The organism is Streptomyces humidus, from assembly GCF_014649655.1.
GTDB classification, from domain to species: domain Bacteria; phylum Actinomycetota; class Actinomycetes; order Streptomycetales; family Streptomycetaceae; genus Streptomyces; species Streptomyces humidus.
This window is the reverse complement of sequence record NZ_BMTL01000067.1, coordinates 1-22,637: the sequence shown is the minus strand read 5'-3', so window position 1 is coordinate 22,637 and position 22,637 is coordinate 1. Positions and strand designations below refer to the sequence as shown.

Below are 22,637 nucleotides of genomic sequence, written 5' to 3'. Positions count from 1 at the left end.
TCGAGTTCGACCAGGTCGTGGCCACCCCGCACCTCGGCGCGTCCACCGACGAGGCGCAGGAGAAGGCCGGCATCGCCGTCGCCCGCTCGGTGCGCCTGGCCCTGACCGGGCGGCCCGTGCCGGACGCGGTGAACCAGGTGATCCGCCGGCCCACCACCCAAGGGACCCCGCCCCAGCCCGTACCCCAGGCAGCATGAGGAGACGGAGCCACATGAGACACGTCAGAAGGCGGTGACGGTGCGGTACATCATCAGCCGCGCGTTCCAGGACGATCCCCGGTTGCACCGGCTCCGCCCGGCCCACCGGGCGTACTGGCGCAGGCTCATGCATCAGGACGTGCTGCTCGGCGGGGGAGTCTGGGAGGACGGACGCAGGGAGGTGCTCGTGGTCAAGGCGCAGGACCGGGCCGCGGTGCACCAGTTGCTCGGCGCGGACCCCTACACCCAGGAGCGGCTGGCGCTGGACGTCATGGTCCAGGGCATGGACGATCTGCTCGGAGCGGAGGAGCGAGCAGAGTGCGCCATCCCGGCCGCCGGTGGCGCCGAACCGGCCGGGCGGCTCAGCGCCCACGAGCTGAGGGTCGCCCGGATGATGCTGGACGGACTGACCAACCGGCAGATCGCCGAGCACTTCATGGTGTCGCCGCGCGCGGTGGAACAGCACATCACCCGCATCTACCGCAAGCTGTCGATCAGCCGCCGCGCGCAGCTGGCGGTCGCCCTGCGCGGCGAGCGGCTGCTGGCGAGCTGAGGGGGAACACGCCGGACGGCGGCCCGGACACCGGGCCGCCGTCTCCCCTCTCGCCTGCGCCTTCGCTCTCACACTCCCCAGGCGCCCTCCTCTCCCGCCGCCCGCCGCCCGCCGCCCGCCGCACCGGTACGGGGCCCGCGCCCGCGCCCGCCGTGCCGGCACCGGCCGCCGCGGCAGCAAGCGCCGTCTCACCCGCGCCCTCCCGGCAGACGCCGTCTCAGCACCGGCCGGCCGGCGCCCCGGTGGCGAGCGGCCTGAGCCGGCGCAGCACCTCTTCCTCCCCGAGCGACTGGGCCACCTGGAACAGGTCCGGGCTGCGGCGGCTGCCCGTGAGGCACACCCGCACAACGTTGGCCACGTCCCGGATCGAGCCCCGGTAGGCGCCGGGATCTGCCCGGTGGCTGCGCACGTCCGGGGCGAAACCGTGCCGCTCGGCCACCGTGCGCAGCACGGCGAACCAGTCCTGTGCCGGACCCGCGTGCCGGTAGCACGCCGCCAGGTCCGCGGCGAGGGCGGACACCGCCGGGCCGGGCAGGCCCCCGAACCGGTCGTCGCCCGGCCGGTCCACCGTCTCGTGCAGCTCGGGGAAGCAGAAGCCGTAGGCGGCCGTGAACTCCTGCCAGCACGCGAGGTCCTTGCGGGGTGTGCCGTTGCCGCGCCGGGCCATCTCGAACGAGGCCAGCGCGAGATCCGGGTGCTTGCGCAGGACGGCGAGCAACTCGGGCGCATACCCGGCCGCCCAGTCGCCGAGCTGCGCGAGGGCCTCCGCGGGCGCCAGCGAGGCGATGTACTCGCGGCTCAGGGAACGCAGCTTGAGCAGGTCCACCATCGGGCCGGCGGCCCCCATCTCCGCCAGCCGCAGGGGCTCGGCGAGCGCCCGGCCGGTCGGCAGCCCGGCGACACGGCTGTTGGCCAGCCCGCGCAGGTAGTGTGCGACCGCCGCCGCCGGATACCCGGCCGCCTCGTAGAACCCGGCCGCCGACTCGGGGTCCTTGCGCTTGCTCAGCTTGCGCCGACTGGAGCCGTCCAGCTTCATCAGCGGCGCGATGTGGGCGTACTCGGGCGTGCGGAAACCGAGCGCGCGGTGCAGCTGGTGGTGCAGCGGCAGCGACGAGATCCACTCCTCGCCGCGCACCACGAGGTTCACCCGCATCAGATGGTCGTCCACCACGTGGGCCAGGTGGTAGGTGGGCAGCCGGCGGCCCTCGGCGTCCGCGGACTTCAGCACCACCACGTCGTTGCCGTTGTCCAGCATCGTCAGCGCCCCGCGCACCAGGTCGCAAAAGCGCACCCGGCCCGGCAGACCGGCGGGGCAGCGCAGCCGGACGGTGTACGGCTCCCCGGCCGCGATCCGCTCCCCGGCCTCCCGCACGGACAGCGAACGGCAGCGGGCCCACTTGCCGTAGTAGCCGAGCGGGGAGCGCGACCGCCGCTGTTCCCCGGCGTTCTCCTCCAGCCGTTCGGGGGAGCAGAAGCACGGGTAGGCCCGCTGCTCGCGAACCAGTTCCCGCACGTACGACAGGTAGATGTCCGCACGGTCCGACTGCCGGTAGGGGCCCCAGCGGCCCTCCTGTTCACCCTCGTCCGGTTCCAGACCGAAGTAGCGGAAGATCCGGGCGAACTCCTCCGCGGCGCCCGCCACTTCACGGTCCTTGTCGGTGTCCTCGATCCGCACCAAATACACCCCGCCGGAACGCCGGGCGAGATCCCGGGCCAGCGTCGCCACGTACAGGCCGCCCAGGTGCATCGAGCCGGTGGGACTGGGCGCGAACCGGGTCACCCGGGCGCCGGGCGGCAGCTCCCGCGGCGTGTAGTGCTCCTCCCAGTGAGCGGGCGGGAGCAGGTCGGCGGGGAACCAGGAGTCGATGATGGCACGGTCCTGCATGGCTCATCCCTTCCGTCGCGACGATTCGGTACGGCGGCCGGCTGGGCCACTGCCCCGTCGGGACGTCGACGTTAGGGCGCTGCGGCCGGGCCGGAGCCGTCCGGCGGCACGGGGGATGTGGGAACCCGAACCCCCGGCCCGTCCGAACGCCCCTTCGCGCCGGTCCCCGGGTGAGGCTTGACCCACGTGGACGCCGACGAGGGAGGAGACACCGTGCTGCGCGTGCTGCTGCTCGGGTTCGGAGCGCTGGCGGTGGGGACCGACGCCTATGTGACGGCGGGACTGCTGCCCGCGGTCGGCAGGGACCTGCACGAGCCGGCCTCCGTGACGGGCCAGCTCGTGACGGTCTTCATGCTCTGCTACGCCCTGCTCGCCCCGCTCGTGGGCGCGGCCCTCGCACGATGGGGCATCCGGCAGGTCCTCGTCGCGGCGCTGTCCCTGTTCTGCCTGGCCAACGCCGCCTCCGCCCTGGCGCCCTCGCTGGCCGCGCTGGTGGCGGCGCGCGGCACGGCCGGGGTGGCCGCCGGGGTGTTCATGCCGGTGGCGGCGACCGCCGCCGCCGCGCTCACCGGTCCCGAGCGGCGGGGCCGCGCGCTGACGGTGGTGCTCGGCGGGCTGAGTTCGGGCACCGTGCTCGGGGTGCCGGGCGGGCTGCTCCTGGCCCAGCACGCGGGCTGGCGGGCGGCGCTGTGGCTGGTCACCGCGATCGGCGTGGTGTCGCTGGCCGGTTCGGTGCTGCTGCTGCCGGCGGTGTCCGGTGCCGCGATGCCCGGACTGCGCGAGCGCGGCGCCCAGCTGACGGACCGAAGGGTCGGGATCGCGGTGCTGACGACGTTCCTGCAGACCGTGGCCAGCCTGGGCCTGTACACCTACCTGGTGCCGGTGCTCGACGCGTCCGGTGTCGCCGCGCACCGGACGGCGCTGTGGCTGTGGGGCGCCGGAGGGGTCGCGGGAAGCTTCCTGGCCGGGCCGCTGCTGGACCGCACCGGCCGCTCCGGTGCCCAGGTGGCGGTGCTGCTCGCCGCACTGGCCCTGTGCCTGGCCCCGCTCGGGCTGCTGAGCGGCACGGCCGTACTGCCGCTGCTGGTGCTGTGGGGCGCGGCCGGCTGGGCGTTCGTGGTGCCGCAGCAGCACCGGCTGCTGGGACTGCGGCCCTCCGGTGGCGCGGCCGTTCTCGCGCTGAACAGCTCCGCCACCTATCTCGGCGGCTCGGCCGGCGCCGCACTCGGCGGGGCCGTGCTGTCGGCCGGGATCGCGCCGGGCCGGCTGCCGCCGCTCGCCGCGGCCGTGGCCGCCGCGGCCTGCGGGCTGCACCTCCTCGGCCGCCGGCTCCTGCCCAGCGCGCCCCACCCAGCCCCGGACCGACGTCCGCGCCCGGGGTCCGAGCGAAACGGAGACTCCCATGAAGTTCGGCGCTAACCTGCCCAACTACGGTCCGGCCACCACTGCGGGGAGCATGCAGGACTGGGCCCGGCGGCTGGAGGAGATGGGCTACCACCAGCTGATGGTGTCCGACCACGTGGCGCCCACGCCCGAGGTGGAGCACCTGTTCCCCGCCCCGTTCTACGACCCGTTCACCGTGCTCGCCTGGCTCGCGGGCATCACGAGCCGCGTGCGCATCGGGACGACCGTGACCATCCTGCCGTACCGGCACCCCTTGCTGGTGGCCCGTCAGGTGGCGAACATCGACCAGCTCAGCGGGGGCCGGTTCGTGTTCGGGGCCGCCGCGGGCTGGGCGGCGGGCGAGTTCGCCGCCCTCGGGGTGCCGTACGCCCGCCGGGGGGCTCGCAGCGACGAGTACCTGCGGGTGATGAAGGCGTTCTGGACGCGGGACGTCGTCGCGCACGACGGGGAGTTCGTCAGGTTCGGTCCCGTGCACACCGGTCCCCGTCCGGCGCAGCCGTCGGGACCGCCGGTGTGGATCGGCGGGCACAGCGCGGGCGCCCTGCGGCGGGCCGCGCGCTACGGCGACGCCTGGCACCCGACCTCCGTCACCGCCGACTGGCTGGTGCACATCGGTCTGCCCGCGCTGCGCGACACCGCCAAGCGGCTGAACCTGCCGGCGCCCGCGCTCGCGCCGCGGATCAAGCTGCGGCTGACCGGCCGGCCGCTGCCCGCCGGGCGGGTGCTCGGTGAGGGCAGCCTGGAGCAGATCCACGACGACCTCGTCCTGCTCGACCGGCTGGGAGCCGACACGGTCGTCCTCGACCCCACCTTCCCCGGCCAGCGGCGTGACGCCGACCGCGACGCCGCCGACCTCGCCGCGTTCGAGCGACTGGCGAAGGAGGTGATCGACCTGGAACACGGACGCCTGCGCTGACGTTGCGCCAGGCATGGGCATGGACAAGGGTGCTGCGGCGGCCAAGCCGTACGGCAGCGAACTCGATCTGCGCAAGCTGCGGGTTCTGGTGGAGCTGGACCGGCGGGGCACGGTCAGCGCGGTGGCGGCCGCGTTGCATCTGACTCCGTCGGCCGTCTCCCAGCAACTCGCCGGTCTGGCGAAGGAGTTGGGCGTACCGCTGACCGAGCCGATGGGGCGCCGGCTGCGGCTCACGGGCGCGGCGAAGGTGGTGCTGCGGCACGCCGAGGAGATCTTCGGGAGCATCGACCGGTTGCACCGCGCTCTGGCCGAGCACTGCGGCGGTGAACGCGGCGAGGTGTCGGTGTCGGGGTTCGGCACCACCCTCTCGCCGCTCATCCTGCCGGCCGCCGGCATCCTCAAGCGGCGCCTGCCCGAGCTGCGCACGACGCTGGCGGAGGTCGATCCGCCCGTCAGCTTCGAGCTGCTGGAGCTGGGCCGCACGGACGTGGTCATCGCCGTCGAGTCGCCGGCCGCGCCCGCCCTCGACTCCCGCTTCGACAAGCGGCCCCTGATGACGGAGGTGTTCGACGTGGCACTGCCCGAGGAGCATCCGCTGGCACAGGCGCCCTCGCTGACCCTCGGGGAGCTGGCCGACGAGGCGTGGATCTTCGCCACCGTCGGCATGTGCCAGGAGATCCCCCTCGCGGCCTGCGCGGCCGCCGGCTTCACCCCGCAGGCCACCCACGTCATCGGCGACTGGGACGCCACCTTCGCCGCCGTCCGGCAGGGCCTGGGCATCTGCCTGGTGCCCCGGCTGGCCCGCCGGTCCTCCCAGCCCGGCGTCACGGTGCGGCGGTTCGACGACGCGCCCTGGCGCCGGGTGTTCGCCGCCGTACGGCCCGGCAGCGCAGGTGTGCCCCAGATCGAGGCGGTCCTGGAGGCCCTGAGCGAGGCGGCGCGGGCAGCTGAATCGGAGCTGGAAGGGTCACCCAAGCCGTGATCTCATAGGAACGCGGCCCATTCGACCGAAGTATCGAATGCTTCAGTCTGCCTTCACGTTCATCGGAAAGATTACTTGCTGGACCCCGGGCGGTGGCACGGGCGACGCTCTTGGTGCGGGCCGGCGGACGAGTTCCGCCCCCCGTCTCCCCCCTGTCGCCCCTGTCTTCCGCTGAATGTGAGGGTCCGCCATGAAATCCGGCGCGCTGCTGCGACTGTCCGGCCTGAGCCTGCTGTGGGGTTCGGTCTTCCTCTGGATCAAGATCTCCGGGTACGGGTTCTCGCCTGTGGAGATGGTCTTCGTGCGGCTCGTCCTCGGGGCCGCCGTCCTGATGGCCATCGGCCTGTCCCGGGGGCAGCGCCCGCCCCGCGACCGCAGACTCCTGGGACACATGGCCGTGGCCGCGCTGCTCGGCAACGCCGTCCCCTGGCTGCTGTTCGCCCAGGGCGAGGTGACCGGCTCCAGCAACGTCGCCGGCATCATCAGCGGCACCGGCCCGGTCTGGACGCTCGGCGCGGCCGTGCTGCTCGGCTCCGAGAAGCGGCTGGGCGCCGCCCGCATCCTGGGCATGGCCGTCGGTCTGCTCGGCGTGGTCCTGGTGGCCGCTCCCTGGAGTCCCGGCACCCACGTCTCCACCAGCAGCGTCATCTGCTTCGTCCTCGGCGCCGTCAGCTTCGGCAGCAGCTTCGCCTACGTCGGCCGCTTCCTCGCCGGCCGCGGCATCCCCGTCTTCATGCTGGCGGGCGGGCAGCTGACCATCGCCGCCGTGCTCACCCTGTTCGCCGTGCCGTTCATCGGCCTGGAGCCCGTCGAGTGGCGCACCGACTCCGTGATCGCGCTGATCATCCTCGGCGTGGTGTGCACCGGCTTCGCCGTCCTGCTCAACACGGTCATCATCACCAAGGACGGCCCCGCGGCCGCGGCCACCGTCATCTACCTGATGACCGTCGTGTCCGTCGTCCTCGGCGCCGCCTTCCTCGGCGAGTCCCTCGGCTGGAGCGTCCTGCTCGGCACCGCCGCCGTGCTCGTCGCGATCGCACTGCTGCGCCGCAAGCCCGTGGACAAGCCCGCGCAGCAGGCCGTGGCCACCCCCGCCGGCGCCACCCCCGCCGGCGCCCCCGCACCGGCGAAGGGGCTGACCGCCGGCGCCCAGTGAGGCCCGCGGTCCTCACCGCACGCACCACCCCTGGACGGGACTCGGCGGGCCGGTGACACCACCGGGCCGCCGAGTCCCGTCGGCCGTAACCGTGCCGGGAGCCCGCTCGCCTCCCGGCTCCGTCCTCCCGGCTCCGCCCCCTCGCTCGTCCACCGCCGCCCGGAACGGGACCGCCACCCCGAACGGAACCGGCGCCCGCGCCCTGCACACGCTGAGGTGACCCCATGCCGTACGTCGTCGAACGCACCTTCCACCCCGCCGACTCCCGCCTGCACCAGGCCTGGCCCGCCCACGTCGCACACCTGCGCTCGCTGTCCGGCCGCGGCATCCTCGTCGGCGGCGGCCTCGCCGGCACGGGAAACGGGGACATCCTGGTGATCGCCGTGTCCGACGAGGTCTCCCTGCACCGCATCCTGCGCGGCGACCCCCTGGTCCGCCAGGGGCTGATCGCCCGGACCAGGATCCGCTCCTGGAACGTCGAGTACGGCCACAGCGCGCTCACCGGACGCGAGCCCGAGGAGCCCGGGGCCGCCCCCGACGCGCTGCTCACCCCGCACGAGTCGCGCATCGCCCGCATGGTCCTCTCCGGCATGACCAACCAGCAGATCGCCGAGCGGCTGAACGTATCCTGCCGGGCCGTGGAACAGCACCTCACCCGCATGTACCGGAAACTGTCGATCAGCCGCCGGGCCCAGCTCGCCGCCGCCCTGGGCGCCACCGTCCCCCGCTTCGGAATTCCGCAGCAGGAGCGGCTCACTGCGTGATTCCGTAGTGCCGCACATCGCCCTCCCCACCTAGCGTTCCAGGCGTCGGGAAAGCCCGCGATCGAACATCCCGGCACGGCTGAAGCCGTCTCGGGAAAGTCCCGAAAAGCCTCGGAAAAACGCCTCGGAAAAGGGGAAAGATGTCCTTGCAATCTGCGGAACGCCTCGGGGTCGTCGTTCCTTCCGGCAACGCCGCCGCCGAACCGGAGATCGGCAGCCTCGTCCGGCCCGCCATGAACGTGCACACCTCCCGCTTCCCGGTCCTGCCGGGGCGGACCCTGCGCGAGCGGCTGGACGCCTACAACGAGGGCCTCGACGAGGTCGTCGCCGGATTCGGCGGCCTGAAGCTCGGCGCGGTCGTCGTGGCGTGCAGCGGCTCGCACTACCTGCTCGGCCCCGACGGCGACCGGGCCCTGTGCGAGAAGCTCGCGGACGCGGGCGGCCGGCCCGTCGCCTCCTCCACCCTCGCCACCCTCGACACCTGCGCCGACCTCGGCGTCCGGGACATCGTCCTGGTCTCGCCGTACGAGCCCTGGCTGACCGACCTGTCCCGCACCTTCTGGGAGCAGGCCGGCCTCACCGTCTCGCGGGTCGTCCCGATCCGGGCCGGCGACCGCTTCTCCCCCTACGACGTCTCCACCGACGACCTGGTCCGCCAGGTCGCCGAGGCCGGCCTCGGCGACGACCAGGCCCTGCTGCTCACCGGCACCGGGATGTTCACCTTCGACGCCCTGCGCCAGATCGGCGAGGGCAACGACCGCGTCCTGCTCACCTCCAACATCTGCTCGGCCCGCTGGGCGCTGAAGCAGACGGGCCTGCCGGCCGACCCCGCGGAGGAGACGGGCCTGCTGCGCCGGCTCGCCGCCCGCACAGGCGGGACGGCATGAGCGTGCGCCGCCGCCCGGTGGTCGTCGTCGGCGCCGGACCGGTCGGGCTCACCGCGGCCCTGGTCCTGGCCCGGGGCGGCGTGCCGGTCACCGTCCTGGAATCCTCCCGGGACCTGTCCACGGCCTCCCGCGCCTCCACCTTCCACCCCTCCACCCTGGACCTGCTCGACGAACTGGGCGTCGCGGCCCCCCTGCGCGCCGCGGGCCGGGAGGTGCACGAGATCCAGTGGCGCGACCTGGGACAGCGGGTCCTGCACCGCATCGGCTACGACGCCCTGAACGGCCGTACCGCGCACCCCTACCGGGTGCATGCCGAGCAGTCACGGCTCACCCCGCTGCTGCTGGCGGCGCTCGAGGAGTACCCGCACGCGGAAGTGTGCTTCACCAGCACCGTCTTCGACGTGCGGCCCCGGACGGACGCCGTACGGCTGTGGCTCGACGGGCCCACCGGGCTGCGCACGCCGCTGGACGCCGAGTACGTGGTGGCCGCCGACGGCAGCCGCAGCACGGTCCGCGCCGCCCTCCAACTGCCCTCCCGGGCCACCGAATACCCCTCGTACGCCCTGCGCGTGGTGACGCACACGGCCCTCGACGGGCTGCTGCCCGACCTCGCACCCCTGGCCTACGTCCGTGACAGCCGGCAGTCCTTCAGCATCCTGGGCATGCCCGACCACTGGCGGCTCATCTTCCGCATGCCGGCGCACCTGCCGCGCCGCCAGGCCGTGGAGCGGGCGCAGGTGAGCGCCCTGCTGCGGCGGGCCCTGCCCTCCTGCGCCGGGGACGTCGAGATCGCCGACGCGCACACCTACCGGCTCGCCGCCTTCGTCCTGCCCGACTACCAGGCGGGCCGGGTGCTGTTCGCCGGGGACGCCGCGCACCTCACCTCCACCGCAGGCGGCATGAACATGAACTGCGGACTGCACGACGCCGTCGCCTGGGGACGGGCGCTGACCCGGCTGCACCACGGCACGGCCGACGAACGGGTTCTCGCCTCGGTCGCCGCCGAACGGCGCCGGGCGGTGACGGACAAGGTGATCCCGCGCAGCGAGGCCCGCACGGCCGGCCTGGACGACCCGGCCCGTCTGCGCGGCGCCCTGGAGAGCATCGGCCGCATCGCGGCCGACCCGCAGCGCACCGCCGACTACCTCGTCAAGGCCTCGCTCCTGGACTGCGCCCCCCGGCCGCAGCTCACCCACTGACCCACCGACCCGCCCCACCCCCCTTTCACCCCGCCCCACCCCCTTCACCCCGCCCATCCCGTGTCTTCCCCTGCCCGTTTTCAGCCGAGAGGACGGAAGCGCCATGCGCATCTGGTTCCACAAACACACCGTGGAGGGACGGCTGCCACTGCTCGACCAGTGGTATCGCGAGCATCTGGACGCGATCGCCGCCCCCGGCACCGTCATCGACATCAAGACGCTGCCGGCCGACACCTACCCCGACAACACCCCCTTCGGACTGGTCGGCCACCACGCCGCCCAGGTCCTGTTCAGCGAACACTTCGCGCACTCGGCCCTCCAGGCCGAACGCGCCGGCTACGACGCCTGGATCACGGCGGCGGGCCAGGACCCCGGCCTGCGCGACGCCCGCCACCTGGCCGCCGTACCGACGCTGGGCTACGGCGAGACGGCGTTCTTCCTGTCGGCCCTGACCGGACACCGCTTCGGCCTGCTCGGCTTCATGCCGCCGCTGGAGGAGCCCATCCGGGCCAACGTCTCCCGGTACGGCCTGGAGCGGTCCATGGCCGCCTACGAGGTCGTACCGGGCGGCTGGGACGGCGTCCACCGCGCCCTCGACGGCGACGGCGACCAGTTCCTCACCGCGTACACCGAGGCCGCCGCCCGCGCCCGCAAGGCCGGCGCCGAGATCATCATCCCCGCCGAGGGCATCCCCAACGAGATCTTCTGGCACCTCGGCGTCCGCGAACTGCACGGCATGCCCGTGGTCGACCCGGCCGGCCTCGCCGTGAAGTTCGCCGAACTCACCGTGACCCTGCGCGACCTGCGCATCTTCTCCCGTTCCGACGCCGGCTACTGGTTCCACCGCCCACCCGCCGAGATCTCCCAGCACCTCGAGAAGGTCTTCCTCGGCTCGATCCTCCAAGGAGCGTGATCCGCATGACCATCCAGCCGACCATCGGCCCCGCCCCCGTCAGCACCCCCGCAGGAGCCCCGCTGCACCGCCCCCGCCGGCTGCGCCGCACCCCGCACCTGCGCCGCCTCACCGCCGAGACCCAGGTCCACGCGAGCAACCTGATCCAGCCCCTGTTCCTGCGCGAGGGCCTCACCGCGCCCCGGGAGATCCCCTCCATGCCGGGCGTCTTCCAGCACACCCGCGACACCCTGCGCAAGGCGGCCGTCGAGGCCGTCAGCGCCGGCGTCGGCGGAGTGATGCTGTTCGGCATCCCGCAGGAGAAGGACGAGCGGGGCAGCGGCGCGGTCGACCCCGACGGCATCCTCCAGGTCGCGCTGCGCGACGTGGCCGCCGAGGTCGGCGACGCCACCGTCGTCATCGGCGACATCAACCTCGACGAGTACACGACCCACGGCCACACCGGCGTCCTGGGCCCCGACGGAGACGTCGACAACGACGCCAGCGTCGAGCTGTACGGCCAGGCGGCCGTCGTGCAGGCCGAAGCCGGCGCCCACATCGTCGCCCCCAGCGGCATGATGGACGGCCAGGTCGCACACATCCGGGCGGCCCTCGACGCGGCCGGCCACCAGAACGTCGCCATCCTCGGCTACTCGGCCAAGTACGCCTCCCACTTCTACGGCCCCTTCCGCGACGCCGTCGAGTCCTCCCTCCAGGGCAACCGCCGCACCTACCAGCAGAACCCCGGCAACATCCGCGAGTCCCTGCGCGAGGTCGCCCTCGACATGGCCGAGGGCGCCGACATGGTGATGGTCAAGCCCGCCTTGGCCTACCTCGACATCGTCCGGCTGATCGCCGACCACGTCGACGTGCCCGTCTCCGCCTACCAGGTCTCCGGCGAGTACTCGATGATCGAAGCCGCCGCCGCCCGGGGCTGGCTGGAGCGCGACGGCTCCATCGTGGAGAGCCTCACCTCGATCCACCGGGCCGGCGCCTCCCAGATCATCACGTACTGGGCCACCGAGTTCGCGCCCCGCCTGGGCTGACCCGCCCCCGCCACGCCCGGCCCCCCCGGGCCGGGCGCCCGCCCCACGTCATCCATCGAGGTGTAAGGAACGTGCGACGAACAACACCGGACGACAACCGGTTCCTCGCGGTGGGCATCAGTCACGCCACCGCCCCCCTTGACCTGCTCGAACAGCTCTACGAGAGCCCCAAGCCGCTCGACGACCTGGCCCAGCGCATCGCCGACGCCGACGGCCTGTCCGCCTCGCTGATCCTGTCCACCTGCAACCGGCTCGAGGTCTACGCCGAGGCCGCCCCCGACACCGACCCGGTGCCCGTCCTCGACGCGCTCATCGCCGACCACACCGGCGTCGACGCCCGGGAACTGGCCCCCTACCAGTACGTGCGCCACGACGACGACGCCCTGCGCCACCTGTTCCAGGTCGCCTCCGGCCTCGACTCGGTCGTGCTCGGCGAGGACCAGATCCTCGGCCAGGTCAAGGAGGCCCTCGAGCGCGCCCAGCGCGTCGGCGCGACCAGCAAGACCCTCAACCAGGCCGTCCAGGCCGCGCTGCGCACCGGTAAGCGGGCCCGCAACGAGACCGGACTGAACGAGGCCGGCCGCTCCCTGGCCACCGCCGGCCTGGCGTTCTTCGAACGCCTGGTCGGCTCACTCGACGGGAAGACCGCCCTGGTCATCGGCGCCGGCTCGTTCGGCGGGGTCGTCCTCGCCGCGCTGCGCCGCTCCGGCCTGAGCCGGGTGCACATGGCCAACCGCACCCCGGAGAAGGCCCAGCGCCTCGCCGAGACCGCCGACGGCCGGGGCTACCCGCTGCAGGACATACCCCGCCTGCTGACCGAGGTCGACGTGGTCGTCAGCTGCACGGCCGCCACCGAACCCCTGCTGCGTGCCCGCCAGGTCGCCGACGCCATGGCCCCGCGCGGCGGACGCGACCTGTACCTGCTCGACCTCTCCCTGCCGCGCAACATCGAACCCGAAGCCGGCCAGGTCCCCGGAGCCACCCTCGTCGACCTCCAGCGCATCGCAGAAGAAGGCGGCGACGACGAACTGTCCGTGGCCAGCGTCGAGAGCGCGCACCGGATCGTCGACACCGAGGTCGAGGCCCTGAAGGCCGCCCGCCGCGCCGCCCGGGCCACCCCTGCCCTCTCCGCGCTGCGCGCCACCGCCGCCGAGGCCACCGAAGCCGAACTCGCCCGGCTCGGCAAGCGGCTGGAAGCCATGGACGGCGAAACCCTCCAGGAGGTCTCCCGCACCGTCCGGCGCATCGTCGACAAGGTGCTCCACCAGCCCACCGTCCGCGCCCGCGAACTGGCCGGACGCTCCGACGGCGACGTCTACGTCGACGCCCTGCACGTCCTGTTCGCCCCGCACCCCGCCCCCGCCCCCGCCCAGGAGGTCATGGCATGAGCGCGATCTCAGCCCTGTGGAACGCCGACTCGATCGCCGTCGTCGGCGCCACGGAACGCCCCGGAGCGCTGGGCCGCAAGCCGATGGACTTCCTGCTGCGCCACGGCTACAAGGGCCGCATCCTGCCGATCAACCCACGAGGCGGGGAAATCCTCGGCGTCCCCGCGTACGCCTCGCTCAAGGAGGCGCCCGGCCCGATAGACCTGGCGCTGATCATGGTGGGCGCGGACCGCGTCGCCGGCGCCGTCGACGACTGCGTCGAGGCCGACATACCGCTCGCCATCATCGCCTCCTCCGGCTTCGCGGAAACCGGGGCCGACGGGGCCGCCCTCCAGGACGAGATCGTCGCCCGGGCCCGCGCGGGCGGACTGCGCCTGATCGGACCGAACTGCATCGGCGCCGTCAGCTTCAACAACCGTGTCCTGGCCACCTTCAGCCCCCTGTTCGGCGCCGAAAGCGTCCCCTTCGAACCCGGCACCCTCGGGTTCGTCAGCCAGAGCGGCGCCCTGGGCTTCGGCGCGGCGAGCCTCGCCCTCCAGCGCGGACTGCGCCCCGGCTGGGTGGTGAGCACCGGCAACGACGCCGACGTCACCGCGCTGGAGGTGCTGCGCGAGCTGGCCCAGGAGCCCGAGTGCCAGGGACTGCTCGGCTACCTGGAGGACGTGCCCGACCTGGACACCCTGCGAGCCCTGAGCGCGTCCGGCAAACCGGTGGCACTGCTGAAGTCCGGGCGCACCGAAGCCGGCGGCCGGGCCGCAGCCTCCCACACCGGCGCCCTCGCCACCGACGACCGCGTGCTCGACGCGGCGCTGCACCAGCTGGGCATCGCCCGGGTCGACGACATCGACGAACTCCTCGACGCCGCGGCCGCGTTCGAGGTCCCGTTGCGGCCGAAGGGCCCGCGCGTCGCCGTGGTCACCACCTCCGGCGGCTCCGGCATCCTCGCCGCCGACGCCATCGAGGACTCCGGTCTCCAGCTGAGCCGGCTGTCACCGCAGAGCATCGCCGCGCTCACCGAGATCGTGCCGCCCTTCGGCGCGGTGGACAACCCCGTCGACATCACCGCGACCGTGCTCAGCGACCCCACCCTGTTCGACCGGTCGCTGGACGTGCTGCTCGCGGACGACTCCGTCGACATCATCATCGCCTGCTTCTGCGTCATGGCCGGACCCGACGTGCAGAAGGCGGTCACCGCCCTGTCCAAGGCAGCCCGCAAGGGCGGCAAGCCGATCCTGGTGGCCCGCACCGGCGCCGACTTCCTCGCCCCGGACGCCCCCGCCATGCTCCGCGACGCCCAACTGCCCGACTACCCGACGCCGGCCCGCGCGCTGAAGGCCGCCGCCGCACTGTGGCAGGTCAGCCGGCCCCGCCCGGACACCCACCGCGACGCGGTCACGGCGCCGCTTCCCGCGCCCGCGCCGCAGGCCACCGAGCCGCAGCTGAAGCAGCTGCTCGCCACCGCCGGGATCACCGTGCCCAAGGGCCGCACCGCCCGCGACGCCGACGACGCAGCCGCGCTGGTGCGGGAACTGGGCGGCCGCGCCGTGCTGAAGGCCGTCGTGCCCGGCCTGCTGCACAAGTCGGAGGCGGGCGGCGTCCGGGTGGGCGTCACCGAACAGCAGGCGCCGGCCGCCTTCGCCGACCTGGCCGCGCTCGGCGGCGAGGTGCTCGTCGAGGAACTGGCCCCGGACGGGATCGAGGCGCTGGTGGGCGTCCGCACCAGCCCGCTGGGAACCGTCCTGACCGTGGGACTCGGCGGCATCTTCACCGAAGTCCTCGACGACGTCGCGCACCGCGTACTGCCGCTGCCCGACGGCGAGGCCGAGCGCATGATCTCCGAACTGCGCGCCGCCGCCCTGCTGCGCGGGGCGCGCGGCACGGCGGAACTCGACACCGCGGCACTGGCCGACCTGCTGTACCGGCTGTCCGACGCGATCCGCGACTGGCCGGGCGAGTTCGAGCTGGACCTCAACCCGGTGCGGGTGCTGCCGCACGGCGCGATCGTCCTGGACTCCGCGTTCAGCGCCGCAGACACCCCGGCCCACTGACGGACGGCCTCCCGGCCGCCCCCACCGGGCGGGGCCGGTGGCCCCCCCCGCCACCGGCCCCGCCCGACCCCCCACCCTCCGTTCTCCTCTTCCGACTGCGAAAGGCACCGACCGATGTCCTCATCCCCAGCACCCGCCGCCCTCGACGCTCCCGCCGGCGCCGCCTCGGCCTCGCTGTTCGAACGGGCCGCGACGGTCATCCCCGGTGGCGTCAACTCCCCTGTGCGGGCATTCGGTTCCGTCGGCGGCACCCCCGTCTTCATGGCCTCCGCGCAGGGCCCGTACCTCTACGACGTCGAAGGCCGGGAGTACGTCGACCTGATCTGCTCCTGGGGCCCGATGATCCTCGGCCACCGGCACCCGGCGGTCCTCGACGCGGTCGGCGCCGCACTCGCCGCGGGCACCTCGTTCGGCACCGCGACCGAGGGGGAGATCGCCCTCGCCGAGGAGATCGTCGACCGCGTCGCCCCCGTGGAGAAGGTCCGGCTGGTCACCTCCGGCACCGAGGCCACCATGTCCGCGATCCGGCTGGCCCGCGGCTTCACCGGCCGATCCAAGATCGTCAAGTTCGCGGGGTGCTACCACGGCCACGTCGACGCGCTGCTGGCCGCGGCGGGCTCCGGCCTGGCCACCTTCGCCCTGCCGGACACCCCGGGCGTCACCGGCGCCCAGGCCGCCGACACCCTCGTCCTGCCGTACAACGACCTGACCGCGCTCGAGCGCGTCTTCGCCGAGCGCGGCTCGGAGATAGCGTGCGTGATCACCGAGGCCGCGCCGGGCAACATGGGCGCCGTCCCGCCACTGCCCGGCTTCAACGCCGGCCTGAAGGACCTGTGCCGGCGCCACGGCGCCCTCTTCATCTCCGACGAGGTCATGACCGGCTTCCGCGCCGGCCGCGCCGGCTGGTACGACCGGGACGGCGTGGCGGCGGACCTGTTCACCTACGGCAAGGTGATGGGCGGCGGCTTCCCCGCCGCCGCCTTCGGCGGCCGGGCAGACGTCATGGCCCACCTCGCCCCGGCCGGCCCCGTCTACCAGGCGGGCACCCTCGCGGGCAACCCGGTGGCCACCGCCGCCGGCCTGGCGACCCTGCGCCACTGCACCGACGCGGTCTACGAGCGCCTGGACGCGGTGTCCGCCACGATCGGGACCGAAGTGTCCGCGGCGCTCTCCGCCGAGGGCGTCGCCCACGTGCTGCAGTACTCCGGGACGATGTTCTCGGTGTTCTTCTCCCAGCGGCCGGTCCGCGACTACGACGACGTCAGGGCGAGCGAGGCCTTCCGCTACCGGGCCTTCTTCCACGAGATGCTGCGCCAGGGCGTCTACCTGCCGCCGTCGCCGTTCGAAGCGTGGTTCGTGTCCGCCTCGCACGACGACCGGGCCGTGGACCGCGTCGTGTCGGCCCTTCCGCAGGCCGCCAAGGCCGCCGCGGCCGCCGTGCCCCCGGCGGCGTGAGCAGGTCCGGACGCGCGGACGCCGCCGGAGCCGGACCCCGTCCGGCTCCGGCGGCGCACACCGGGAGCATCACATCAAACGCGCCGAACACACCGAACGCGCCGAAGGGGAACCGGCCTTCAGCCGGCCAGCTCGATCCCCACGCGGACGTTGCCGCGCACGGCCCGCGAGTACGGGCAGCGGGCATGAGCCCGGTCCACCAACTCCCGCGCCGTCTGCGCGGCCACTCCCGGCATCCGCACCGTCAGATCGGCGCTGATCCCGTAACCGGAGTCGTCACGCTCGAGGTGCACCCGGGCCGTGACGGCCGGCTCCTCGTCGAGTGGCACCCGCGCCTCACGTGCGGACAACCGCAGCGCGCTGTGGAAGCAAGCCGCGTACCCCGCGGCGAACAGCTGCTCCGGATTGGTCCGCTCCCCGGAGCCGCCCACCTCCTTGGGCGCGTCCAGTCCCAGTTCCAGCACGCCGTCCGAGGAGCTGACCCGGCCCTTGCGGCCGTCTCCCGACGACGTGACCTCAGCCGTGTAGAGAACCGTCACGATTCCTGCCCTTTCTCATCCGGGAAGCAAGAGGAAAAACACTCGCAAGATAGGGAAGAAATCAGAGGCGAAACAATACGGAATCCCGAAGCGGAAATCGCGAACTGATTCGTGAACACTCATCAGAATAGACTCGTCCGACCCGCACCCGAGAAATCAGAAAAGTCACTGGAAAGGAGATGAGCCTCATGGGGCCACTCAACGGTGTACGTGTGGTCGAGCTGGCGAGCGGCGCACCCTGCGCCTTCGCCGCCACGCTCCTCGCAGACCTGGGCGCCGACGTCGTCCGCATCGACCGCCCGGGCGCCGGCACGTTCGGGCCCGCCGACCCCCTCGGCCGCTCCCGCCGCTCGGTCACGGCCGACCTGAAGAACCCGGACGGCATACGCAGGGTGCGCGCCCTGGTGGACTGCGCCGACGTGCTGCTCGAAGGCCTGCGCCCGGGGGCATGCGAGCGCCTGGGCCTGGGCCCGGAGTCCTTCGACGGCTCCAACCCCCGGCTCGTCTACGCCAGGGTCTCCGGCTGGGGCCAGAGCGGACCCTGGGCGCAGCGCTCCGGGCACGACATCAGCTTCCTCGCCCTGGCCGGAGCACTCGACAGCGACGCGGACGCCGCCGGCTCCCCGTCGCCTCCCTCGACGTATCTGTCCACCTTCGCGGGCGGCGGTCTGCTCCAGGTCCTCGGCGTGCTGGCGGCGCTGCACGAGCGCTCGTACAGCGGGCGCGGCCAGGTGGTCGACGCGGCCATGGTCGACGGAGCGGCCCTGCTGGAGGTGATGGTCCGCCAGTGGAGGGAGAACCCGGGCAACGTCACGGTGACCGACGCGCCGTTCTACACCACTTACGCATGCCAGGACGGCGGGCACGTGGCGGTCGGCGCGATCGAGCCGCGGTTCTACGACGCTCTCTGCGCGCAGCTCGGCCTGGACGCCGCCGACCTGCCCGACCGCGCCGACCAGGCGAACTGGCCGGCCCTGCGCGACCGGATCGCCGAAGCGTTGCGAACCCGCCCCCGGGACCACTGGGCCAAGGTGTTCGCCGACCAGGACGCGTGTGTGGTGCCCGTCCTCACCCCTGAGGAAGCCGCGGAGCACCCCGCCCTGCGCGAGCGCGCGACGTTCACCGAGGTGGCCGGCCGTCCCCAGCCGTCCCCCGCCCCCCGCTTCTCCCGGACGCCGCCCCCCGCGTCCCGCCCGGCCCCCGCCCCTGGCGCCGACACCGACGTCGTACCGGAGGACTGGAGGCGAGAGGACCGCCCGCGCTCCGCGTGAGGGCATTCCGCCGAAGCAGACCCCCGGGACGGACCCGGACGGGCCCGCGGCACAGCACCCGCGGGAGCGAAGAGCCGCAGGCCCGGCCGGCCCGGCACCCCTGGACGGCCTGACACGGGCACAGGCGGGTCAGGATTCGCGCGCGGGCGGCGAGCAGCGCGCGGGCACTCTCCTTGCAGGTGCCGCACACCGCGGCGAAGCCGGCCAGGAGCTTCTCGCCGGGCAGCCGTCGGCCATGGAGAACGTTGCGTAGGGCGCTGCGCGATAGGAGGCCCGCGAGGCGGTCAGCTGACGCAGGCTCGACCCGACGGCGGCCGCCCGGACCTTCTTCATGGCCCGGGCCAGCCCCGCCCGGGTGGTGATCTGGCGCCCGGTACGTACGCGGCCGACTTCCGGCCGGGCCTGTGGCGTACGGCGGTCTCGGCCGCCGTACGCCACAGGCCCGCGCGGCCTCCTCCTCGTCGGTGCCCGCGCCTGCCTCCGGCAGACGCGGTCTCGGCGGCCGGGCCGGCCACCTGCCGGGTACGGGCCTCGAACCCGACCTGAGCGCCCGCATCAGCGCACCGCGCGCTCGCATGCCGCCACCGTCGTGCCGGTGGGGAGTTCGCGCACGTCACAGCCACAGCACGCCATAGGCCTGCAGAGCGTAGCGGTCCGCAGCCCGGTTGACGCGCGATGGTGGCACTGGGCCGCCTGCCGGGCGGCCCTCGCCTGGAGAGAACGGATATGCACCATGGCCACGCCCGCACCGACCCCGTTGCAGGACTATCCGATGCCGGTGTGGGACTCCTCTGAAGAGGGCCTGTGCTCGAAGTGCTCGGTCAGGTGCAAGCGTTAAGGGGTCGGCGCGAATCCGCTCTGCCGCCCCTGCTTCCTGCTGTTTTCGCGACTGCGTGGGGTGGGACCGCCCGGCAGAAGGGCTACAACGTCTGAGCGCGGTCCTACATGGCGCAGAACGGTGCGATCTGGGCCGGCCGAGGTTGTCATGCCTGCAAGGTGGCGGTGGTCCTCTGCCGTCAGCGTGCTCCTCTTGCAGTCACGCAGTATCCCCGTTCTGGTCGGCTTCCGCTGCGTGCAGGGGGAGAAGCATGACGGCGAAGTTCGGGGAGTCCGGGAAGGGCTGACGGTTCCCGACCTTCTTGTAACCCCACTGCTCGTAGAGAGCTTGCACCTTGGAGTGGTCGGGATCCACGAGGAGCACGGCCAGGGCCTCAGGGCGGCCGCCGATAACTGATCGTTTCATGGCTTCGTCGATCTCCAGGAACAGTGTTTGTCGGCCGGTTCCGGAGGCGGTTCGTGATCACCGGCTTCACGAATGTCGAGGAGAAATGACGGCACTGACGGGGGGCATCGCTGAGCTGGGCCGGAGGCTGCTGATATCGACCAGCGGCTTCAGAGGTGCCCAACCGCTACTCGTCGGCGGGAGATGACTGCGTCTGGCTCCAGATGCGGTGGGAGTCCGGTGCGGGGTATGCGGTGTCGGTGGAGGTGGCGTCCCAGAGGCGTGTGGTGCGAAGGCGGGTGTCGAAGGAGGGCCAGCCGGGGTCGCCGGTGGCGGCGAAGGAGGTCCATGCGGTGCGGATCTGGTGGCACAGGGGGGCGAAGTCGGCAGGGGGCGGGGCGCCGAGGAAGCGGGCGGCGTAGCGGGTGTGAGGCTGGCCGAAGACGAACGGGATGTCGATGCCGTGGGCGGCGCCGATCGGGCCTTGCCAGGCGAAGTCGTAGAGCCAGGTGCGGCCGCCGGTTCGGGCGTGTGCTTCGGCGGTGAAGGTGGTCGGCATGCGGACCAAGGCGTCGGACATGAGGGTGGTGAACAGTTCGGCGGTGGTGCTGTCGGGGTAGGCGGCGCGGTAGGCGAGTGCGGCATTGGGTGCGAGGCCGAAGCGGGTGGCGGTGGCCGCGAGATCGATCTGGGCCGGGTCGGCCGTGGGTGGGAAGCCGCGGTATTCGTCGTGAGTGAAGCCGCAGAGCAGGTCGATATGGCGGGCCCGCCCGTCGGCGAGGGCCTGCCAGGGAGGGGCGGTGACCAGGTCTTCGTCGATGACTGGGGCGAATGCACTACCGGGGCGTCCGCCGGTCAGCTGTCTGTCCGCCACCTCCAGGAGGGCTTGAGGGGGCAGTGCGGCCAGGCCGTCCCGGGTGGGCGTGGTGCCGACGGCTGCTGCGAGCCGTTCGGTGACCTGTTGGGCGTGAGGCGCGCTGAGGTAGCCGGTGGGAAGGCTTTGCACGATGCACCGCCGGAACAGGCCGGCGGCTGCTGGCATGGCGGCGAGCAGGGCAGCGGAGGCGCCGCCTGCGGATTGGCCGAAGGCGGTGACGTTGTCGGGGTCGCCGCCGAAGGCGGCGATGTTGTCCTGGACCCAGGTCAGTGCGGCGAGCTGGTCCAGCAGGCCGCGGTTGTCGGGAGTGCCAGGCAGGTGGCCGAAGCCCTCGAAGCCGGTGCGATAGTTGAAGGTCACGACGACCACTCCGGATCCGGCAAGAACGGAGCCGTCGTAGTGCGGCATCGATGAGGCACCGTATGACCACTGGCCGCCGTAGATCCACACCATCACGGGCATGCGTGTGGCTCCGGGGGACGCGGTCCAGACGTTCACCGTCAGGCAGTCCAGGCCGTCGCCGGGCTGCCACACGGCCGGAACTTGCGGTGCTGGCGGTCGTTGCGGCGGCGCGCTGCCGAAGGCGTCAGCGTCCCGCACTCCGTCCCAGGCCGCTACAGGCTGGGGCGGCATGAAACGCCGCGCGCCGTCGGGTGCCGCGGCGTACGGGATGCCCTTGAACGAGACGATGCTGTCGTGGGTGCGGCCGCGGACCAGGCCTTGCTGCGTCTTGATCGTGTCGTGCATGTGTTTCCTCCCGGGAGAGCCATCACGGACCTGCTCTGACTGCGAATGTGGCGTTGTCAGCGGCGTTTTGCGTCAGCTCAGCGACTGCCATGGGCCGGCAGGGCCGTCCTTGGCAAGCTTGGCGAGCAGACTGTGCAAGGTCTGCTGCTCGTTCGAGGTGAGCGGGCTGAAGAACGCGGCGGAGACCTGCTCGCTAAGCCTGTCGACTTCCCGGACCTTGTCCAGGCCGGCCGGGAGGATGTGCACCTCGATGGCACGGCGGTCGCTGGCGTGCGGCCGACGCTCCGCCAGCCCCATCGCCTCAAGCTCGTTCACCAGGGTGACCATGACGGGCTTGAACACCCGCAGCCGGTCGCTCAGCCTGGCCTGAATCATCGGGCCGTGCTGAATTTGAGTGAGAACGCCCAGGTGCTGCGGATTCAGTCCGACCTGAGCCACGACCTGCTCGTAGGCCTCACGCGCGTGGGCGGCGACCCAGTTCATCAGGAAGCCAGTCCACCTGGTCAGGGCCTCGGGAGGCCCCTCCAGACCTTCATCCCAGAGTTCATTAACGCTCATAACGTTAATGAACGTAACGTTCTTTCGCGGCCGAAGTCAACCGCGCAATCGCGGCACGGGCAGCCGCCTATTCTCAGGGCAGCTGCCCGTGGAAGGGGAGCGGTGGCAGGGGTCAGCCAGCCGTGGCTGGCTCCACGGCACGTGCGCGGGCCTGGGCGAGGCGGTAGGAGCCGGTGCCGGTTTCGATGATGGTGCCGTTGAAGGTGAGGCGGTCGACGATGGCTGAACCGCCCCGGGTTCGGTAGAGATCTCAGGTTGTGGTTGTGACCTGGGGTTTCGTGAGTTCGGTGTAGTAGGTGGCTTCGTATTCGACCGGTGGGACGTGGCCTATCTCACCGTGGAGCCTGCGGTGGTTGTACCAGTCAACATATTCAGCGGTGGCGAGTTCGACCTCGGACAGCGTCTTCCAGGGCCGCCGGGGTTTGATCAGCTCGGTCTTGAACAGACCGATCGTGCTCTCCATCAGGGCATTGTCGTAGGCATCTCCGGCTGATCCGATCGAGGCGGCGATGCCGGCGGCGTCCAGGTGCTCGGCGAGCCGGAAACTCGTGTATTGGGCGGATTCAATCGGTCGTCGCAACACCTTCGTGAGCTGGGGGTTTGTGATGGGTGTAGGGAATCGGCAGCGGGCGGTGCGGGAGTATCGCGGGC

At 72.6% G+C, this 22,637-nt stretch carries 20 protein-coding genes and 2 pseudogenes; 15 read left to right on the top strand and 7 right to left on the bottom strand.

Features of this window, described 5'->3' with window-relative positions:
- Window positions 1-197 (top strand): hypothetical protein (locus IE239_RS40075; RefSeq protein WP_229878754.1); only part of this gene is annotated, 197 nt, incomplete at its 5' end.
- A 40-nt stretch (window positions 198-237) separates the two neighbouring features.
- Window positions 238-750 carry a LuxR C-terminal-related transcriptional regulator gene (locus IE239_RS40070; RefSeq protein ID WP_229878752.1) on the top strand — a complete coding sequence of 171 codons (513 nt, stop codon included), beginning with the start codon at window positions 238-240 and terminating at the stop codon, window positions 748-750.
- 217 nt (window positions 751-967) lie between these two features.
- Here IE239_RS40070 and IE239_RS40065 read toward each other — a convergent pair whose 3' ends face one another.
- Window positions 968-2,635, bottom strand: coding sequence for a glutamate--tRNA ligase (locus IE239_RS40065; protein WP_190154379.1), 1,668 nt, complete (start codon window positions 2,633-2,635; stop codon window positions 968-970).
- Window positions 2,636-2,821: 186 nt separating this feature from the next.
- Between IE239_RS40065 and IE239_RS40060 the strand changes: the two genes are divergently transcribed.
- From IE239_RS40060 to hemL, 12 genes are all read left to right on the top strand, one after another.
- Entirely contained in the window at window positions 2,822-4,054 is a 1,233-nt protein-coding gene (locus tag IE239_RS40060; protein ID WP_229878753.1) for an MFS transporter, read from the top strand.
- A complete protein-coding gene (locus tag IE239_RS40055) occupies window positions 4,038-4,955 on the top strand; it encodes a TIGR03619 family F420-dependent LLM class oxidoreductase (protein WP_190154378.1) in 918 nt (305 codons plus the stop codon). Before IE239_RS40060 ends, IE239_RS40055 begins: the two co-directional genes overlap by 17 nt.
- Window positions 4,956-4,974: 19 nt before the next feature.
- Window positions 4,975-5,937 carry a LysR family transcriptional regulator gene (locus IE239_RS40050; protein WP_190154377.1) on the top strand — a complete coding sequence of 321 codons (963 nt, stop codon included), beginning with the start codon at window positions 4,975-4,977 and terminating at the stop codon, window positions 5,935-5,937.
- Between the two features lie 190 nt (window positions 5,938-6,127).
- Complete coding sequence (locus IE239_RS40045; RefSeq protein WP_190154376.1) at window positions 6,128-7,093, top strand: DMT family transporter; 966 nt, start codon at window positions 6,128-6,130, stop codon at window positions 7,091-7,093.
- 224 nt (window positions 7,094-7,317) lie between these two features.
- A complete protein-coding gene (locus tag IE239_RS40040; RefSeq protein ID WP_190154375.1) occupies window positions 7,318-7,857 on the top strand; it encodes a helix-turn-helix transcriptional regulator in 540 nt (179 codons plus the stop codon).
- 140 nt (window positions 7,858-7,997) lie between these two features.
- Window positions 7,998-8,744 (top strand): maleate cis-trans isomerase family protein, encoded by a 747-nt coding sequence (locus tag IE239_RS40035; RefSeq protein ID WP_190154374.1) that lies wholly within the window; start codon window positions 7,998-8,000, stop codon window positions 8,742-8,744.
- Window positions 8,741-9,943, top strand: coding sequence for an FAD-dependent oxidoreductase (locus IE239_RS40030; RefSeq protein WP_190154373.1), 1,203 nt, complete (start codon window positions 8,741-8,743; stop codon window positions 9,941-9,943). The genes IE239_RS40035 and IE239_RS40030 overlap by 4 nt, the downstream gene beginning before the upstream one ends.
- A 103-nt stretch (window positions 9,944-10,046) precedes the next feature.
- Window positions 10,047-10,856, top strand: coding sequence for an aspartate/glutamate racemase family protein (locus IE239_RS40025; RefSeq protein ID WP_190154372.1), 810 nt, complete (start codon window positions 10,047-10,049; stop codon window positions 10,854-10,856).
- A gap of 5 nt (window positions 10,857-10,861) precedes the next feature.
- Window positions 10,862-11,881: a porphobilinogen synthase gene (hemB, locus tag IE239_RS40020; protein WP_190154371.1), complete on the top strand. Its 1,020-nt coding sequence runs from the start codon at window positions 10,862-10,864 to the stop codon at window positions 11,879-11,881.
- A 71-nt stretch (window positions 11,882-11,952) separates the two neighbouring features.
- Window positions 11,953-13,269 carry a glutamyl-tRNA reductase gene (gene hemA, locus IE239_RS40015; RefSeq protein WP_190154370.1) on the top strand — a complete coding sequence of 439 codons (1,317 nt, stop codon included), beginning with the start codon at window positions 11,953-11,955 and terminating at the stop codon, window positions 13,267-13,269.
- Window positions 13,266-15,317: an acetate--CoA ligase family protein gene (locus IE239_RS40010; protein WP_190154369.1), complete on the top strand. Its 2,052-nt coding sequence runs from the start codon at window positions 13,266-13,268 to the stop codon at window positions 15,315-15,317. Before hemA ends, IE239_RS40010 begins: the two co-directional genes overlap by 4 nt.
- 114 nt (window positions 15,318-15,431) lie before the next feature.
- Entirely contained in the window at window positions 15,432-16,772 is a 1,341-nt protein-coding gene (gene hemL, locus IE239_RS40005; protein ID WP_190154368.1) for a glutamate-1-semialdehyde 2,1-aminomutase, read from the top strand.
- Window positions 16,773-16,891: 119 nt separating this feature from the next.
- Here the strand turns inward: hemL and IE239_RS40000 are convergent, their stop codons facing one another.
- Window positions 16,892-17,311: an organic hydroperoxide resistance protein gene (locus IE239_RS40000; protein ID WP_190154367.1), complete on the bottom strand. Its 420-nt coding sequence runs from the start codon at window positions 17,309-17,311 to the stop codon at window positions 16,892-16,894.
- A 188-nt stretch (window positions 17,312-17,499) separates the two neighbouring features.
- On the opposite strand from IE239_RS40000, the gene IE239_RS39995 reads away from it, so the two are divergent.
- Window positions 17,500-18,582 (top strand): CaiB/BaiF CoA transferase family protein, encoded by a 1,083-nt coding sequence (locus IE239_RS39995; protein ID WP_229878751.1) that lies wholly within the window; start codon window positions 17,500-17,502, stop codon window positions 18,580-18,582.
- 1,036 nt (window positions 18,583-19,618) lie between these two features.
- On the opposite strand, the pseudogene IE239_RS39990 reads toward IE239_RS39995, so the two are convergent.
- The 5 genes and pseudogenes from IE239_RS39990 to IE239_RS39975 all read right to left on the bottom strand — a co-directional run.
- A pseudogene (locus IE239_RS39990) lies at window positions 19,619-19,804 on the bottom strand (hypothetical protein); the annotation flags it as partial.
- Window positions 19,805-19,991: 187 nt separating this feature from the next.
- Window positions 19,992-21,428 (bottom strand): carboxylesterase/lipase family protein, encoded by a 1,437-nt coding sequence (locus IE239_RS39985; protein WP_190154364.1) that lies wholly within the window; start codon window positions 21,426-21,428, stop codon window positions 19,992-19,994.
- Between the two features lie 72 nt (window positions 21,429-21,500).
- Window positions 21,501-21,986: a MarR family winged helix-turn-helix transcriptional regulator gene (locus tag IE239_RS39980; RefSeq protein ID WP_229878750.1), complete on the bottom strand. Its 486-nt coding sequence runs from the start codon at window positions 21,984-21,986 to the stop codon at window positions 21,501-21,503.
- Window positions 21,987-22,098: 112 nt separating this feature from the next.
- A pseudogene (locus tag IE239_RS42810) lies at window positions 22,099-22,212 on the bottom strand (IS21-like element helper ATPase IstB); the annotation flags it as partial.
- A 24-nt stretch (window positions 22,213-22,236) separates the two neighbouring features.
- Window positions 22,237-22,637: integrase core domain-containing protein (locus IE239_RS39975; protein WP_229878749.1), on the bottom strand; the 401-nt coding region annotated here is incomplete at its 5' end.